At 57.3% G+C, this 15,811-nt stretch carries 13 protein-coding genes; 8 read left to right on the top strand and 5 right to left on the bottom strand.

The genetic code is table 11. The features are described 5' to 3' along the window. Window positions 1-6 precede the first annotated feature (6 nt). The 3 genes from rplS to lpxC all read left to right on the top strand — a co-directional run bounded on the left by rplS (window position 7) and on the right by lpxC (window position 3,647). A complete protein-coding gene (rplS, locus tag PHD44_RS05220; protein ID WP_012824857.1) occupies window positions 7-354 on the top strand; it encodes a 50S ribosomal protein L19 in 348 nt (115 codons plus the stop codon). A 182-nt stretch (window positions 355-536) separates the two neighbouring features. After that, window positions 537-2,417: a molecular chaperone HtpG gene (gene htpG, locus PHD44_RS05215; RefSeq protein ID WP_300188842.1), complete on the top strand. Its 1,881-nt coding sequence runs from the start codon at window positions 537-539 to the stop codon at window positions 2,415-2,417. A gap of 312 nt (window positions 2,418-2,729) precedes the next feature. Further along, window positions 2,730-3,647: a UDP-3-O-acyl-N-acetylglucosamine deacetylase gene (gene lpxC / locus PHD44_RS05210; RefSeq protein WP_300188839.1), complete on the top strand. Its 918-nt coding sequence runs from the start codon at window positions 2,730-2,732 to the stop codon at window positions 3,645-3,647. 56 nt (window positions 3,648-3,703) lie between these two features. Here lpxC and PHD44_RS05205 read toward each other — a convergent pair whose 3' ends face one another. Next, on the bottom strand, window positions 3,704-4,150 hold the full coding sequence (locus tag PHD44_RS05205; protein WP_300188836.1) for a DUF721 domain-containing protein: 447 nt from the start codon (window positions 4,148-4,150) through the stop codon (window positions 3,704-3,706). 293 nt (window positions 4,151-4,443) lie between these two features. Between PHD44_RS05205 and secA the strand changes: the two genes are divergently transcribed. From secA to PHD44_RS05185, 4 genes are all read left to right on the top strand, one after another. After that, window positions 4,444-7,212, top strand: a complete 2,769-nt coding sequence (gene secA, locus PHD44_RS05200; protein ID WP_300188834.1) for a preprotein translocase subunit SecA — start codon at window positions 4,444-4,446, stop codon at window positions 7,210-7,212. Window positions 7,213-7,312: 100 nt separating this feature from the next. Further along, window positions 7,313-8,650 carry a YdgA family protein gene (locus tag PHD44_RS05195; RefSeq protein WP_300188832.1) on the top strand — a complete coding sequence of 446 codons (1,338 nt, stop codon included), beginning with the start codon at window positions 7,313-7,315 and terminating at the stop codon, window positions 8,648-8,650. A gap of 85 nt (window positions 8,651-8,735) precedes the next feature. Then, window positions 8,736-9,962 carry a bifunctional glutamate N-acetyltransferase/amino-acid acetyltransferase ArgJ gene (argJ, locus tag PHD44_RS05190; RefSeq protein WP_300188829.1) on the top strand — a complete coding sequence of 409 codons (1,227 nt, stop codon included), beginning with the start codon at window positions 8,736-8,738 and terminating at the stop codon, window positions 9,960-9,962. Window positions 9,963-9,992: 30 nt separating this feature from the next. Next, window positions 9,993-11,036 carry a thiamine phosphate synthase gene (locus PHD44_RS05185; RefSeq protein ID WP_300188826.1) on the top strand — a complete coding sequence of 348 codons (1,044 nt, stop codon included), beginning with the start codon at window positions 9,993-9,995 and terminating at the stop codon, window positions 11,034-11,036. Between the two features lie 76 nt (window positions 11,037-11,112). Here PHD44_RS05185 and PHD44_RS05180 read toward each other — a convergent pair whose 3' ends face one another. The 4 genes from PHD44_RS05180 to sucC are packed head-to-tail and all read right to left on the bottom strand — an operon-like array spanning window position 11,113 to window position 15,169. Continuing rightward, complete coding sequence (locus PHD44_RS05180) at window positions 11,113-11,298, bottom strand: 4-oxalocrotonate tautomerase family protein (RefSeq protein WP_300188823.1); 186 nt, start codon at window positions 11,296-11,298, stop codon at window positions 11,113-11,115. A gap of 52 nt (window positions 11,299-11,350) precedes the next feature. Beyond that, window positions 11,351-13,042 (bottom strand): NAD+ synthase, encoded by a 1,692-nt coding sequence (locus PHD44_RS05175; RefSeq protein ID WP_300188820.1) that lies wholly within the window; start codon window positions 13,040-13,042, stop codon window positions 11,351-11,353. Window positions 13,043-13,094: 52 nt separating this feature from the next. Beyond that, window positions 13,095-13,982 (bottom strand): succinate--CoA ligase subunit alpha, encoded by an 888-nt coding sequence (gene sucD, locus PHD44_RS05170; RefSeq protein WP_300188817.1) that lies wholly within the window; start codon window positions 13,980-13,982, stop codon window positions 13,095-13,097. Then, complete coding sequence (gene sucC, locus PHD44_RS05165) at window positions 13,979-15,169, bottom strand: ADP-forming succinate--CoA ligase subunit beta (protein WP_300188815.1); 1,191 nt, start codon at window positions 15,167-15,169, stop codon at window positions 13,979-13,981. The genes sucD and sucC overlap by 4 nt, the downstream gene beginning before the upstream one ends. A 178-nt stretch (window positions 15,170-15,347) precedes the next feature. Here sucC and PHD44_RS05160 point away from each other — a divergent pair, with 178 nt between their 5' ends. Further along, window positions 15,348-15,629, top strand: a complete 282-nt coding sequence (locus PHD44_RS05160) for a pyrimidine/purine nucleoside phosphorylase (protein ID WP_300188812.1) — start codon at window positions 15,348-15,350, stop codon at window positions 15,627-15,629. The last annotated feature ends 182 nt before the right edge of the window (window positions 15,630-15,811 follow it).

Here is a 15,811-nt window from a genome sequence, read left to right as displayed (position 1 = left end):
TAAGTGATGAGCAAGATCATTCAAGCGCTCGAAGCAGAGCAAATGAACCGTGAGATTCCTGCGTTTGCCCCCGGCGACACAGTGGTTGTTCAGGTTAAGGTGAAAGAAGGCGAACGTGAGCGTCTGCAGGCGTTTGAAGGCGTGGTGATTGCGATCCGCAATCGCGGCATCAACTCCGCGTTCACCGTGCGCAAAATTTCATACGGCGAAGGTTTGGAGCGCGTGTTCCAGACGTACAGCCCTGCGATTGCGTCGATCGAAGTCAAGCGCCGAGGTGACGTCCGTCGCGCCAAGCTCTACTTCCTGCGCGGCTTGACCGGCAAGAAAGCACGTATCCGCGAAAAATTGGGCTGATCTTGTTTCACGCTTAATGCGTTTTGACTTCGGGGGGGCATCCCGGAGTCATGACTTGGCAAGCGGCTGAGCAAAAGCCCTTCTGGCGAAGCATTAATGCATTGCTCTTGAAAAACACCCCAGCGTCCCTACAACGCTGGGGTGTTTTTTTGCCTTTGATTTTTAGTGGAGATGAACAGTTTATGAGTCAGCCAGAAACCCGGGGTTTCCAAACGGAAGTCAAAGAGCTGTTGCAGCTCATGATCCACTCTCTGTACTCCAATCCCGAAATCTTCCTGCGGGAATTGATTTCCAACGCCTCCGACGCATGTGACAAGTTGCGTTTCGAGGCCGTATCCGATGATGCGTTGTACGAGGGTGATGAGTCGTTGCGTATTCGGGTCAGCTTCGATGAAGCCGCCAAGACCGTCACGATCGAAGACAACGGCATCGGGATGAACCGGGATGAAGTAATCGAGAATATCGGTACCATCGCGCGTTCCGGCACCAAGGCCTTCATCCAGAAGCTGGGACAGGACAAATCCAAGGATCTGTCACAGATCGGTCAGTTTGGTGTGGGTTTCTACTCCGCGTTCATTGTCGCCGATGAAGTCACCCTGACCACCCGCAGGGCGGGCATGGGCCCGGAGCATGGTGTGAAGTGGACTTCCCGTGGCGAAGGCGAATACACGCTTGAGACAGTCGAGAAGCCCGATCGCGGCACGAAGATTGTCTTGCATCTGCGCGAGGAACACGCCGACTTCGCCAATGACTGGCGTCTGCGCTCGACGATTCGCAAATACTCCGACCACATCACCTTCCCCATCGAAATGCGCAAAGTGCCCGCGCCCAAAGCCGATGACGCGGAAGAGAACGCGGCCGAGGTACCGGAATGGGAACGCGTCAATGACGCCAAGGCCTTGTGGGTTCGCCCGAAATCGGAAATTACCGACGAGGAATACATTGAGTTTTACAAGCATGTCGGACACGACTGGGAAGCGCCGCTGGCGTGGACGCACAATCGCGTCGAAGGCAAGACCGAATATACCTCCTTGCTCTACATCCCGGCGCGCGCGCCGTTCGACCTCTGGGATCGCGAATCCAAGCAGGGCGTCAAGCTGTATGTGAAGCGCGTCTTCATCATGGATGACGCCGAAAAACTGATGCCCCGCTATCTGCGCTTTGTGCGCGGTGTGATCGACTCGGCTGACCTGCCTCTGAACGTATCTCGTGAAATCCTTCAGTCCAACCGGGTGCTGGACACGATTCGTCAGGGTTCCGTGAAGCGGGTACTGGGCCTGCTCGAACAATTGGCGGCTAATGAGCAGGAAAAATACGCCAAGTTCTGGGGCACCTTCGGTCAGGTTCTGAAGGAAGGTGTGGGTGAGGACTTCGGTAACCGCGAGCAGATCGCCGGATTGTTGCGGTTTGCCTCCACGCATGCGGGATCGGACGAGCAGAATGTCAGCCTCAAAGAGGTCATCGGCCGCATGCAGGAAGGCCAGGATGAGATTTACTACATCATCGCTGATTCTTACGCCGCGGCGCTGGCCTCCCCGCATCTGGAAATCTTCCGCAAGAAAGGCATTGAGGTGCTCCTGTTGTGGGATCGCATCGATGAATGGCTGATGTCTCAGTTGACAGAATTCGAAGGCAAGAAATTCAAGTCCGTGACGCGCGCCGAGTTGAGCCTTGACGAGACCGTCGAAGAGGAACCGGAAGCCAAGGAAACTCAGGATGCATTGGTCGAGCGACTTAAGAAAACCTTGGGTGACCAAGTCGATGATGTGCGTGTCTCCAAGCGTCTGGTCGACTCTCCGGCCTGTCTGGTGACCACGGAAGAGGAAATGAGCCTGCACCTTCAGCGCTTGCTGAAAGAAGCGGGTCAAGCGGCACCGACCGTGAAGCCCATTCTGGAAATCAATCCGCAGCATCGACTGTTGCAGCGGGCGGCGAGTGAAACGGACGATGCGCGTTTTGAAGATATCGCCCGTGTTCTGTTGGGCCAGGCGGCGTTGGCGGAAGGTGGGCATTTGAGCGATGCGGCCGATTTTGTGACACGGTTGAATCGCTTGTTGGTCTGATCAATCAGAGCATGGTGTAAGCCATAAGCCTAGGAAAGAAAGCCCCGATCGCGTTATGCAATTCGGGGTTTTTGTTTTTGTTGTGGCATTTATGGCTAGGATCGGTTCGAATAGCACCCCATGAGCGTTGCCGATAATCCCTTATGGAAGCTCTGAATAATTCCATCCTGGAACTGTCAGAGCACGCAAAGCAAAAGATATGACTTTTGCTTTGCTTATCAGGCTAATTTTTTGGGCATTAACAAATTAAGGCATTCATGTCCGAGTGGGTACGTGCGATAATCTGCCATAAATCTGTCATGGGGCATCAACTTGGTTCATCAGCGAACATTACGAAACAGCATACGGGCGACCGGCATCGGCCTGCACACAGGTGAGCAGGTTCGGTTGACACTGCGTCCGGCGGCGCCGGACACGGGGGTCGTTTTTCATCGAACCGATCTTGATGAACCTGTTCATATCGTCGGTCACGCCTTCAACGTGGGGGAAACCCAACTTTCCACGACGCTGGTGAAGGACGGTGTAAAAATTTCTACCGTGGAGCACCTCATGTCCGCCCTGGCGGGGTTGGGCATCGACAACTGCCATATCGAGATTGATGGCCCGGAAATGCCCATCATGGACGGCAGTGCCAGCCCGTTTGTATTCCTGATCCAGTCTGCCGGAATCGAGGAGCAGGACGCGCCCAAGCAGTTCATTCGCATCCTCAAGCCGGTTGAAGTGCTCGATGGCGATCGTTGGGTGCGCTTCGATCCGCATAACGGGTTCAGGGTGGCGATGTCGATCGATTTCAATCATCCGGCATTGGAAGATTCAGCCCGTCTGGCCGAAATCGACTTTTCCTCGACGACCTTTGTCAAGGAAGTGGCGCGTGCGCGGACGTTCGGCTTCATGCGCGATCTGGAAATGATGCGCAAGCGTAATCTCGCCTTGGGCGGTAGCGTCGAGAATGCGATTGTCGTGGGTGACTCGCATATCCTTAACGAAGATGGTTTGCGTTATGGAGATGAGTTCGTCAAGCACAAAATCCTGGATGCCATCGGCGATTTGTACCTGCTGGGTTGCAGCGTAATCGGCGCGTTCACGGGCCATAAGTCGGGGCACTTTCTGAACAATCAGTTGCTGCGCGCGCTGTTGGCTCAGTCGGATGCGTTCGAGCGCGTGACCTTCGAGCGTGAAGAACTGCCGCCGGTATCGTTTGCCCGCCCCGTAGCCCAGATGGCGATCTGAGTAGTGGCCTGAAATTCGGTCGACAGGACTTTAAACCCCTCTGAACGGAGGGGTTTTTAATTTTCTTCGGCAGTTGGTTTTGTTCCGAGCTCAGCCAGTCGCCGCAACGTGCTTGCCAATGAAGCGTCTGGTTCGTGTTCTGCCAGGGCGCGCAGTGAGGCGCGGGCACTTTCCGTGAGTTCCCTGTGCTTCTTTTCGGGCGGTTTGAGTAACCGCTCTTCTGAAGCAACCCGGATTTCCACATTGGTCAGGGCAGGGAGGCTCCCTTCCTTTTGCGCGGCCTGATTGAGACGCCCCAGCCATTGCGGTGCCTGAAACCGTGTCTGTGTGGCGAGTGCCGCATGATCCACCCCAAGAACCAGTACACCATCACGGACATTGAGTACACGCACCCGCCCCTGAAGATTGCGTGGCAGTACGTCCAGCAGGAATAAATCAAACATGCGTATCTGCCCCGCGCGGGCTGCGAAGGGTTTGAGAACATCGTGCAGGTTCGATTTCATGGCGGCGGCTCGCAAGGCATGGACAGGCTCTTGAATCGTTCTTTGAGAGTGTACGGGGTTTGCTGCTTGAGTTGAATGACTTATCAATCCGGCCCCTCATTGCTTTTAATGGCTTTTTAGCCGATTTGGGGTTGAAAAACGAGCGGTTCGCTACCAATTCAGGCTCATCTGCCGTACCATTCCAAGCCCAGATTCAGGCTGGGGTTGCAGGCTGTACAGGCCGCAGACCAGCCGCTTCTCGCCGTGGCGTTTTTTTTTGCGTCCACCTATCCCTACAACGGAAAGTTTTGTTCATGATCGCAAGTATTGTCCGGAAGATTTTTGGCACCCGTAATGACCGCGTTATCAAGCAGATGCAGCAACGTGTCGCCGAGATCAATGCGCTGGAACCGCAGATGCAGGCATTGGACGATGCCGCATTGCGTGCCAAGACCGATGAGTTTTACCAGCGTTGGCAAAACGGTGAAACCCTGGATCAGTTGCTACCCGAAGCCTTCGCCGTTTGCCGGGAAATGAGCCAGCGTGTGCTGGGTATGCGCCATTTCGATGTGCAGCTGATTGGCGGCATGGCATTGCATCAGGGCAAGATCGCGGAGATGCGAACCGGTGAGGGCAAGACCCTGGTCGCGACCTTGGCGGTTTATCTCAATGCCTTGACCAAACAGGGCGTTCATGTGGTCACCGTCAACGATTACCTTGCCCGGCGTGACGCCGAATGGATGGGGCGTCTGTACAACGCGCTGGGCCTGTCGATCGGCGTGGTTGTGCCGAACATGGACAACCGCAGTAAATACGATGCCTACCGTTGTGATGTGACCTACGCCACGAACAACGAGCTTGGCTTCGATTATCTGCGGGATAACATGGCCTTCAGTCAGGACGCCGTCATGCAGCGCGACCTGGTCTACGCGATCGTCGATGAAGTGGATTCGATCCTCATCGACGAAGCGCGCACGCCCTTGATCATTTCCGGCCCGGCGGCTGATTCTTCCGATACCTATCTGAAAATCAATGGTCTGATTCCCGAACTCAAGAAGCAGGCACGTGAAGAACCCAAGGATGACGAGCCACCGTTGACCGACGAAGAACGCGGCGATTTCACTGTCGATGAAAAGAACAAACAGGTGTTTTTGACCGAGCAGGGCTTCGAGCGAGCGGAAAACCTGCTGATCCAGATCGGTTTGCTGGAGCCGGGCGAGTCGCTCTACGATGCGCATAACATCATGCTGCTCAGTCATCTGAATGCGGCCTTGCGGGCCCATGCCATCTACCGCCGCAATGTCGAATACATTGTTCGTGACAACGAAGTGGTCATTGTCGATGAGTTCACCGGGCGGACACTTGCTGGTCGCCGATGGTCGGAAGGCCTGCACCAGGCCATCGAAGCCAAGGAAGGATTGCCGATTCAGCCGGAAAACCAGACACTGGCGTCCATCACCTTCCAGAATTACTTCCGCCTGTATAAAAAGCTATCGGGTATGACCGGTACGGCGGATACCGAAGCCCGCGAACTGGCCGAAATTTACAATTTGGAAGTGGTGCAAATCCCGACCAATCGTCCGGTGCAACGCAAGGATCTCGGCGATTTTGTGTTCCTGACTCAAGCGGAAAAATACGAAGCCATCGTCAAGGATGTGCAAGCGGCGCGTGCGCGTAACCAGCCTACATTGGTTGGTACTGCCTCGATCGAATCTTCCGAAATTGTCGCGGCGGCACTGACCCGCGCCAAGATTCCACACAACGTGCTGAACGCCAAGCACCATGAGCGCGAGGCCGAGATCATTGCCGAGGCTGGTCGTCCGGGCGCGGTGACCATTGCCACCAACATGGCCGGCCGCGGTACCGATATCATGCTGGGCGGCAATCTGGAGCAGGAAATACTTGCACTGGGTAGCGAAGCGACGGAAGAGGAAAAGGCCAAGGTCAGGGCCACTTGGCAGATTCGGCATGACGAAGCAGTGGCTGCGGGCGGTTTGCATGTCATCGGCACCGAGCGCCATGAATCCCGCCGGGTCGATAACCAGTTGCGCGGCCGTTCGGGTCGTCAAGGCGATCCCGGTTCAACCCGTTTCTTCCTGTCGCTGGAAGACAACCTGATGCGCGTGTTCGCCTCCGACCGGGTCGGCGGCCTGATGAAAAAACTCGGCATGCAGGCAGGCGAGGCGATCGAGCATCCCTGGGTGACCCGTGCCATCGAGAACGCGCAGCGCAAGGTCGAAGGTCACAACTTCGACCAGCGTAAGCATCTGCTCGATTACGACAACGTTGCCAACGAACAGCGCAAGGTTATTTACGATCAGCGCCGTGCCGTCATGGCCACCACAGAAACTCAGGCGATCATCATCCCGATGCGTCGTGACGTCATGGCCGATGTCTTCTCGCGGTTTGTGCCGCCCGAAGCACTGGAAGAACAGTGGGATATCGAGGGGCTGACCCAAACGCTCGCCGAAGACTTCGGCCAGCAGATGCCGATTGCCGAGTGGCTGGCCACCGACAAGGATCTCCATGCCGAGACGCTGCTCGACAAGATCATTGACACCATGGAAGAAGATTACAGCGTCAAGGAAGCCATCGTGGGCGCAGAAGCGCTGCGTCAGTTCGAGAAAGGCATCCTGCTGCAGGTGCTGGATGGGCACTGGAAAGAGCATCTTGCCGCGATGGATTACCTGCGTCAAAGCATCGGTCTGCGCGGATATGCACAGAAAAACCCGACGCAGGAATACAAGCGCGAAGCCTTCGAGATGTTCAGCCACATGCTGGATGAAATCAATCTGGAAGTCGTGAAAATCCTGAGCCGTCTGTCCATCGCCCCGGCACCCGATCAGGGCGAGGTAGTGATGGATAACCTGCTTGATGATGTGGTCGAAGCCCAGTATCTGGACGAGAGCCGGTTACAGATGCGGCACGAATCGATGGATGAGTTTTCCGAATCCGAATCTGAATCTGAATTGAATGCCGAGGGCCGCACACCCGTTCGTCAGGAGCCGAAGCTGGGGCGTAACGATCCCTGCTGGTGTGGTTCGGGCAAAAAATACAAACACTGCCACGGAAAGTTAAATTAGTCTTGTCACAATGAGCCTACGGTTCCGGGCCTACGGTTCCGGGCCTACGGTACAGGGCCGTTGGCGGGTGCAATGAACTGATAATCAAGGAATGGAAAGAATGAACAAATTAGCGGTGGGCTTGGGTGTGGTCATTGTTGCCGGTATTGCGGCAGCGCCTTACGTTTCCGGCATGGTGATCGAGCAGCGCATGCAATCGGTCAGTGCGCTTCCGGGACTCTCTGATGGTATTACCTGGTCGCTGGACTCATATCAGCGGGGCTATTTGAGTTCGACAGCAACTTCTCATGTCACACTGGCTGGCGCAGATGGCACACGCTATTTAATTCATTTCAAACAGACCATCAATCAGATTCCTGGTGTGGATGGCCGGTACGCCACGATTCAAACCGTTTGGGTGCCGGATGCGGAAATCAAGCCTCAGGTTGAGCAACTCTTTTCAGGGAAAGAGCCGGTCGTGCTGAATACGGCGCTCAATATCTTTGGTGGTTCTCATACCGAGGGTGAATTTGCGCCCATCAGCAAACCTCAAGTGGCGTTCAGCGGTGGCAAGATGACCATTGATACGGCGGCGAGCGGGAAGTTCACCTATGCAGCTGCGTTCGATTCGCTGAACATCACCGATCAGAAAGACGAAAAGGGCATGCCGCAATCGGCGGCTTTCAAGGGTATTACTCTTGATGCCAACGGGGTGATGGACAAGAAAAGCCACATTGCCTGGAATAGCCAGTTTGCGATGAAGGTTGCTTCGTTGACTGTGGGTAACGAGGGCGCTCTTTCCGGATTGGCCCTAACGAGTCACTCTGTGCGAACCGGCGATGATTTCGCCGTTGATGTCGGCTTGGATGTGGCTGAAGCTGACTTTCCCGCCGCGCCGCCAGCCTTCCGCGCGATGAAGGATCTGAAATTCAAGTATGGCGTTTCGCGAATTGACGCCCCCGCGCTTGAAGACATTGTTAAGCAGGCACAGCTTGCGCAAAAGCAGACCATGGGTGATCCGGATAAAATCAAACAGGCGGTATCCATGAGTGTGATGTCGCATCTGCCCGCCTTGTTGAATGCGGGGCCGAAATTTGAGATTGACCCGGTCAGCTTCAAACTGCCGGATGGTACCGTGGCCCTGCATTTCTCCGCAGAGTTGCCACCGGGGCATGGCAATGACGGGATGAATAATCCGATGTCGCTGCTCAATCTTCTGGATATGAAAGGGGATTTCAGCATTCCCGAAGCGGTTTATCATGCGGCTCAGACCGAAGCCGGACCGGATCGTCAGGCGGTGAATGAGCAGCAACTGCAGCAAATGGTCCAGAAAGGGTACGTCACGCAGTCCAATGGCATGTTGTCGACCAATTTTGCCTTCAATGCCGGACAGCTCACCATCAACGGCTTGCCAGCCAATGATTTGCTGGGCGTGATGGGGGCGATGTCTGCACGGTAAGCGCCGCTTGAGGCAACCGTGACAGACGACTTAATTCGACGACCTCTTATGGGGTCGTTTTGTTGTTGAATCGAGGTAAAAAGCTATGCCAGTTGGATTAACCCCGCCCGTCGCCGGTTCGTTGACGCCCATTCCCGGCATTCGGCTCGGGGTGGCACAGGCCGGTGTGCGCAAAGCCAATCGAGATGACGTTCTGGTCATTTGCTTGCCCGAAACGGCGACGGTAGCTGGCGTGTTCACGCAAAACCGCTTCTGTGCCGCGCCTGTGCAGTTATGCCGATCCCATCTTGCGTCGACAACGCCGCGCGCGCTGGTGATCAATACCGGCAATGCAAATGCGGGTACAGGGGAGGACGGGTTGGCTCGTGCCCGCCAGGTTTGTGTGGCACTCGCCAACGAGTTGGGTTGTAAGGAAGCTCAGATTCTGCCGTTCTCCACGGGCGTGATCATGGAGTCCTTGCCCGCCGACCGGATTATCGCGGGTATTCCTGCGGCTCTGGCGAACCTGGCCGAAGACAACTGGCTACGTGCGGCGGGTGCCATCATGACAACCGATATCGTCGCCAAGGGACGCACCGCTTCCTGCCAGATCAAGGGGCAGACCATCACGGTCACGGGGATTGCCAAGGGCTCAGGGATGATTCACCCCAACATGGCGACGATGCTGGGCTATGTGGCCATTGATGCCCGCGTGCCGGTAGGGGTGTTGCAGCACCTGCTGAACGAGGTGACCGATGAGAGCTTCAATCGCGTCACGGTCGATGGCGATACCTCGACCAACGATTCGTTTATTTTGATGGCGAATGGTCGTGTGGACGCACCGCTGATCGAGACCATCGGCAGCGCCGATTATCACGCGTTATACGCCGCTGTCGCCGAGGTGAGTGTCTTTCTGGCACAGGCACTCGCTCGCGATGGCGAGGGCGCGACGAAATTCGTCACCATCGAGGTCGAACAGGGGCGCGATCGCGCTGAATGCGTTCAAATCGCCAAAGCCATCGCGCACAGCCCGTTGGTCAAAACGGCGCTGTTCGCTTCCGATCCGAACTTGGGAAGGATTTTGGCGGCGATCGGTTACGCAGGCATTGATGATCTGGACGTCAATAAAATCGGCCTGTGGCTGGGGGATGTCGAAGTGGTTCGCGATGGTGGCCGAGATCCGGCCTATGTCGAGGCGCGCGCCGCCGAGGTGATGAAGAACGATGAGATAACCATGCGCATCACACTGGGTCGCGGCTCGGCGCGAGATCGGGTCTGGACCTGCGATTTCTCCTACGATTACGTCAAGATTAATGCCGAGTACCGCTCCTGAACCCGGTTCCGTCATTCGATCCCTGCGCCAATGAATCTCCCGGAAGAAACGCGAATCGCACTCGCGGTTTTACCCGCTGGAACGGACCAGACAGGTCTTTCTCAATACTGGCTTGAACGCCGTCCCGATTCCGCGCATCTGGGCGGAATGCTGGCTTTTCCCGGCGGCAAGTGCCAGCCGGATGAATCGCCCAGGGATGCTTTGGCTCGCGAACTGTTTGAGGAACTCGGCATCCTGCCACAAGAGTCGCGGTTGCTCATGGAAATTCCCTGGGTTTACTCGGCCAATTCAAACGAACCTGAAGGTAAACCGGAATCAAGGCATCTTCGCCTCATGGTCTATCGAGTCGAAAAGTGGCAGGGTGAGCTTCATGGTCGTGAAGGGCAATCGGTAACAGCTCAAACACTGGATTGCAGCCGGCACAGCGAATGGATGAGCGCCTTGCCACCGGCTAACCGAGGGATTGTAGCGGCCCTTTGCCTACCACCGCGCATCGCAATCACCCCTGCCTGTGGCGAGGGCGAAGTTGGGTTTGACGCTTGGCATCAGGTATTGGCCAAGACAGCCGAAGCGCTGCGACAGAGATTTGGTGCGCGGGCATCCATTGTGCAACTCCGTCCCGGCCGGGATTTGAGCATTGCCCAGTGGACCGCCGCGGTGACCACCATTCAGTCGATGGGATTGTCCGCGTGGGTAAATGCGAATTTGGACATCGCCATCGCTTGCCGCGCGGATGGCGTTCACTTAAATCGTCATCGACTGGCTTCGGAAAACAGGGAAACCTTGGCGGATTGGCGTGCAGAAAATCGTTGGGTCAGTGCATCCGGTCATACCTTGGAAGAAGTGCAGCTGGCCAACGAGGCTGGTGTCGATGCCTTGCTGGTTTCCCCCATCCTGCCGACGTTAAGCCATCCCGGAGCACCCGGGATCGGCTGGGCTCGTTTCAGTGAACTGACTCGTGCGGCGACCATGCCCACTTATGCACTGGGCGGGATGTCCGAGTGTCATCTGCCGCAAGCGCAAAACCACGGTGGTCAGGGTGTCGCTGCCATTGGCGCTTACTTCGGGCATTGACACGCGCGTTCCCCCGGCCGTCGCAATAAGGCCGAAAATATCCGCCGGTTTTCAAGACCGGTGTAAATGACTTGGCCTATTTCTCGTCCAACAACTGGCCGCCCACGGCCCAGTCTTCACGGGGCAATTCTTCGAATGTGATGTACGTGGCCCGCTTGGGTTTTTGCGCGATGCGCTCGAGTGTGTCGGAAACTTCTGCCGCAATCTGCTTTTTCTGCTCGCGCGTCAGGTTACCGGCAAGTTTGATGGTGACAACGGGCATGGTCGTATCTCCTTGAGCTTTGGTTGAAGTCGGGCGCGTATGTCAACGGGGTTCAGGCGGCGGGATTGAAGCCCGAGGTGATCGGATAGCGCCGGTCGCGTCCAAACGCCCGGCGGCTGATGCGTATGCCCGGCGGCGCCTGTCGGCGCTTGTACTCATTGAGCAGAATCAGGCGGGTGATTCTGCGGACGATCGCCTCATCCAGTCCGGCGGCGACCATGTCCTCAATGGATTGATCCTCTTCGACAAACGCGGTGATGATCTGGTCGAGTATGTCGTACGGCGGCAGGGAGTCGGCATCGCGTTGATCGGCACGCAGCTCAGCCGATGGCTCACGCTCGATCACGCGTGTGGGGATAGGGGCGTGCTCGCCGGTTTTGTGGGCATTACGCCAGCGCGCAAGAGCGTAGACGAGGGTTTTTGGCACGTCTTTGATGGGGGCAAACCCACCGGCCATGTCGCCATAAAGTGTGGCGTAACCGACGGCCAGTTCCGATTTGTTGCCGGTGGTGAGCAGCATGCGGCCGAACTTGTTAGAAAGAGCCATCAGGAGTACGCCGCGTGTGCGGGCCTGGAGGTTTTCTTCGGTCGCATCTTCCGCGAGCCCGGCAAACAGCCCAGACAGGCTGGATTTGAGCTCATTGAATACGGGTTCGATCGACAGTGTTTCCATTGCGACGCCCAGATGGGCGCATTGTTCGGCCGCATCGGTCAGGCTCATCGGCGAGGTGTAGCGCGAGGGCATCCGCACGGCCAGAACGTTCTCGGCGCCAAGGGCATCGACGGCCAGCGTGAGGACCAGCGCCGAGTCGATCCCGCCGGATAAGCCGAGCACCACGCCGTGAAAACCATTTTTACGGACGTAGTCGCGGATGCCTGCCGTCAGGGCGCTATAGACTTCTTCTTCGCCTTGCGGCCAGTGATGGGACTCGCCATGCGCGGTGATCCGACCATCGGGGCAAACATCCACCCAGCCCAAGCTTTCCTTGAATGCCGGGAGTTTGCTGATGATCTGCGACTGATCGGCCACGAACGAGCGGCCATCGAAGACGAGCTCGTCCTGCCCGCCGACCAGATTCACGTAAATGATCGGGCAGCCGGTTTCCCGAACACGCTGACTGACGACGCGCGCGCGTTCGTCGGTTTTATGCCGATGGTAGGGTGAAGCGTTCAGCGTGAGGATGACTTTGGCGCCTGCTGCGGCCGCTTCCTCGGCGGGTTTGCTTTCCCAGATGTCCTCGCAGATGGTTATGCCGAGCGGCACGCCATCGATTTCGACCACACAGGCTTCTCGCCCCTTTTTAAAGTAGCGTTTTTCATCGAAAACGCCATAGTTGGGCAGGGCGCGTTTGGCGTAATGAGCGACGATCTGCCCGCGATCAATCACGATGGCGGCGTTTTCGAGTGCGGCGGGTGTATCGTCCGGTTGATGGATCCCGGTGCTGCCATTCATGCGTCTGGGTGCGCCAATGATGACGGCCATGTCGTGCGCCGCTGTCGCAATCCGTTCAATCTGTGCATCGCACTGCGCTAGGAAATCATGGCGCAGCAGTAAGTCTTCGGGCGGATAACCTGTCAGGGTCAGTTCCGGGAACACCACCACGCGGGCCCCCAGTTCCTGCCGTGCCCGGCTGATGGTTTCGATCACCCGGTCGGCATTGGCAATGCAATTGCCCACCTGTGTGCTGACTTGCGCCAGTGCAATGCGGACAGCGCCCGCTTCGGTCGGATTGGCCAAGGTCATTTGACCGGACTCATTTATTTGGCTTCATTTAATTGGGCTCACAGGATTTGGCTCATGCGTTCTTCGAGGCGAGCAGTTCGGCCATGGTGCGCCCCATGGTGGTCGGGTCACGCACGATGTGCACACCCGCCGCCTTCAGAGCCCGGAACTTGTCTTCCGCGCTGCCGCGTCCGCCCGCAATCACCGCGCCCGCATGACCCATGCGCTTGCCCGTGGGCGCGGTGGCACCTGCTATGTAGGCTACCACCGGCTTGTTGAACTGTTCCTTGATGAAGTGGGCGGCTTCTTCTTCCGCGGCGCCACCGATCTCGCCGACCATGATGACCGCCTCGGTTTGAGGGTCGTCGGCAAACAGCGCGAGGCAGTCGATGAAATCCATGCCGTGGATCGGGTCACCACCGATGCCAACGCAGGTGCTTTGGCCCAAGCCCACGGCTGTGGTTTGCGCGACTGCTTCATAAGTGAGTGTGCCGGAGCGCGACACGATGCCGATGCGACCGGCCAAGTGGATTGCGCCCGGCATGATGCCGATCTTGCATTCGCCCGGAGTGATCAGGCCGGGGCAGTTGGGGCCGATCAGGCGGACGTCCGGATAGTCCGAGGCCAGCACGGCCTTGACGTTCAGCATGTCGAGAACGGGAATGCCTTCGGTGATGCAGGCGATGACTTCAATACCCGCATCGGCCGCCTCCAGAATCGCATCGGCGGCGAACGGGGCGGGAACGTAGATCATGCTCGCCGTGGCGGCGGTTTGTTGCACCGCATCATGCACGGTATCGAACACGGGGCGATCGAGATGGCTTTGGCCGCCCTTGCCCGGCGTGACACCGCCCACAAAATTCGTGCCGTAGGCGATGGCCTGTTCGGAATGGAAGGTGCCCTGTTTGCCGGTAAAGCCCTGACAGATGACGCGTGTTTGTTGGTTGACAAGGATACTCATGCGTCCGCTCCGTTGACAGATTCTGTGTGCGACAAGGCCACGACGCGAGCGGCGGCAGCCGCAAGGTCATTTTCCGCAATCAGGTTCAGGCCCGATTCGGCCAGCAGACGACGACCTTCGGCCGCGTTGGTGCCTTCCAGGCGAACCACGGTCGGCAGGGTCAGGCCGACTTCATGCGCCGCTGCGATAATGCCGTTGGCGATCAGATCGCAACGCACGATCCCACCGAAAATGTTCACCAGAATCGCCTTGACGCGCGGGTTGGCCAGAATCAGCTTGAATGCGGCCGCGACTTTCTCGGTCGACGTGCCACCGCCGACATCGAGGAAATTGGCGGGGCTGCCGCCCGCTGACTGGATCAAATCCATCGTCGCCATCGCGAGGCCAGCGCCGTTGACCATGCAGGCAATCTCGCCGGTGAGCGAAATGTAGTTCAGGCCACTGGCCTGGGCGGCGACTTCGGTCGGATCTTCCTGCGTGACATCGCGGGTCGCGAACAGGGCTTTTTGCCGGTACGCCGCATTGCCATCGATGGCGATTTTGGCATCGACCGCCAGCAAGGTGTTATCGGCGGTGACGGCCAGCGGGTTGATCTCGATCAGGTCGGCGTCATTCTTGATGAAGGCATCGTATACGCCGCGCAAGAGTGCAGGGAACTGCTTCAGCGCGCTATCGCTCAAACCAAGCGCGAAGCCGAGTCGTCGGGCCTGATAACCCATCAAACCCACGGTCGGGTTGATGTACAGGCGGAAGATGGCATCGGGATGCTCGGCGGAAACCTGTTCGATGTCCATCCCGCCATACCGTGAAGCGATGACCACGACGCGCTGGAGCTGGCGGTCGATTGTCATGGCCAGATACAGTTCCTGCGAGATCGAACTCGCCGGCTCGATCAGCAGTTGATGCACGGGTAGACCCGTTGGCCCGGTCTGGTGCGTGACCAGGGTTTTGCCCAGTAATTCGGCCGCCTTGGCGCGAACGTCATCGGGCGAATCGGCAAGCAGCACGCCGCCTGCCTTGCCGCGGGCACCACTGTGGATCTGAGCCTTGAGTACCCAGCGTTGACTGTCGCTTGGGGGGAGTTGATCATCGGCCGCCTGCGCGGGATGGTTGATGACAAGTCCCGTCGCGACCGGGACGTGGAAGCCGGCCAACAGGGCCTTGGCTTGATATTCGTGTAGGTTCATGGCACCACAACGGTTAGTACGAAATTAAACCCGCATTTTGGCGCACTGTGACCGTTGTGTATAGGTAGGCGCGAAGAATAGACGCCCTTTGCATTTGAATTAAGCGTGATTCTGTGGCGTTGATTCAGGTAAACTGCGAGCCCTCGATTCACCCCCTGTTTTCTTTCTGGAGCTCTCCATGGCCATTACCCACAACAGCTATTTCGATGGCACTGTGCAATCTCTGCGTTTTGATTTTGGCAATGCTGGCGCGACGGTGGGCGTTCTGTCTCCAGGCGCGCATGTGTTCAATCTCAAGTCTCGGGAAACGATGACCGTGGTGGCGGGTGAGATGTTCGTGACGATCAATGATGCAGCCGAATTCCCAGCGCCAGCGGGAACAACATTTGATGCGCCTGAAGGGTGCACACTGCGCATGCGCTGCGACGTGGATACAGCCTATCTGTGCCAGTTCCACTAAGGTATCTCCGCAGCCATGGATGGGTTCGTGGGCTTAAGCCCGCGTTTAGAGATTACTTAGGGAAGCGCTGATTTATTCAGTGCTTCCCGCTTGGGGCAGGATGCCCCAACACGAACAAAGACGTAAGTCTTTGATTCGTGAGAGCCATCGCGGGCGTGTACCGCGATGAGCGAGCTGATTTA

The organism is Halothiobacillus sp., from assembly GCF_028710545.1.
Classification (GTDB): Bacteria; Pseudomonadota; Gammaproteobacteria; order Halothiobacillales; family Halothiobacillaceae; genus Halothiobacillus.
The sequence above is the reverse complement of the archived record's forward strand: the minus strand, read 5'-3'. Positions and strand labels throughout refer to the sequence as shown.

What these genes read in the sequence shown, in the direction of transcription:
- rplS (WP_012824857.1), top strand. Translation starts at nt 7, where the DNA reads ATGAGCAAGATCATTCAAGCGCTCGAAGCAGAGCAAATGAACCGTGAG.
- argJ (WP_300188829.1), top strand. Translation starts at nt 8,736, where the DNA reads ATGCCAGTTGGATTAACCCCGCCCGTCGCCGGTTCGTTGACGCCCATT.
- htpG (WP_300188842.1), top strand. Translation starts at nt 537, where the DNA reads ATGAGTCAGCCAGAAACCCGGGGTTTCCAAACGGAAGTCAAAGAGCTG.
- PHD44_RS05185 (WP_300188826.1), top strand. Translation starts at nt 9,993, where the DNA reads ATGAATCTCCCGGAAGAAACGCGAATCGCACTCGCGGTTTTACCCGCT.
- PHD44_RS05195 (WP_300188832.1), top strand. Translation starts at nt 7,313, where the DNA reads ATGAACAAATTAGCGGTGGGCTTGGGTGTGGTCATTGTTGCCGGTATT.
- PHD44_RS05205 (WP_300188836.1), bottom strand. Translation starts at nt 4,150, where the DNA reads ATGAAATCGAACCTGCACGATGTTCTCAAACCCTTCGCAGCCCGCGCG.
- PHD44_RS05175 (WP_300188820.1), bottom strand. Translation starts at nt 13,042, where the DNA reads ATGACCTTGGCCAATCCGACCGAAGCGGGCGCTGTCCGCATTGCACTG.
- sucC (WP_300188815.1), bottom strand. Translation starts at nt 15,169, where the DNA reads ATGAACCTACACGAATATCAAGCCAAGGCCCTGTTGGCCGGCTTCCAC.
- sucD (WP_300188817.1), bottom strand. Translation starts at nt 13,982, where the DNA reads ATGAGTATCCTTGTCAACCAACAAACACGCGTCATCTGTCAGGGCTTT.
- secA (WP_300188834.1), top strand. Translation starts at nt 4,444, where the DNA reads ATGATCGCAAGTATTGTCCGGAAGATTTTTGGCACCCGTAATGACCGC.
- PHD44_RS05160 (WP_300188812.1), top strand. Translation starts at nt 15,348, where the DNA reads ATGGCCATTACCCACAACAGCTATTTCGATGGCACTGTGCAATCTCTG.
- PHD44_RS05180 (WP_300188823.1), bottom strand. Translation starts at nt 11,298, where the DNA reads ATGCCCGTTGTCACCATCAAACTTGCCGGTAACCTGACGCGCGAGCAG.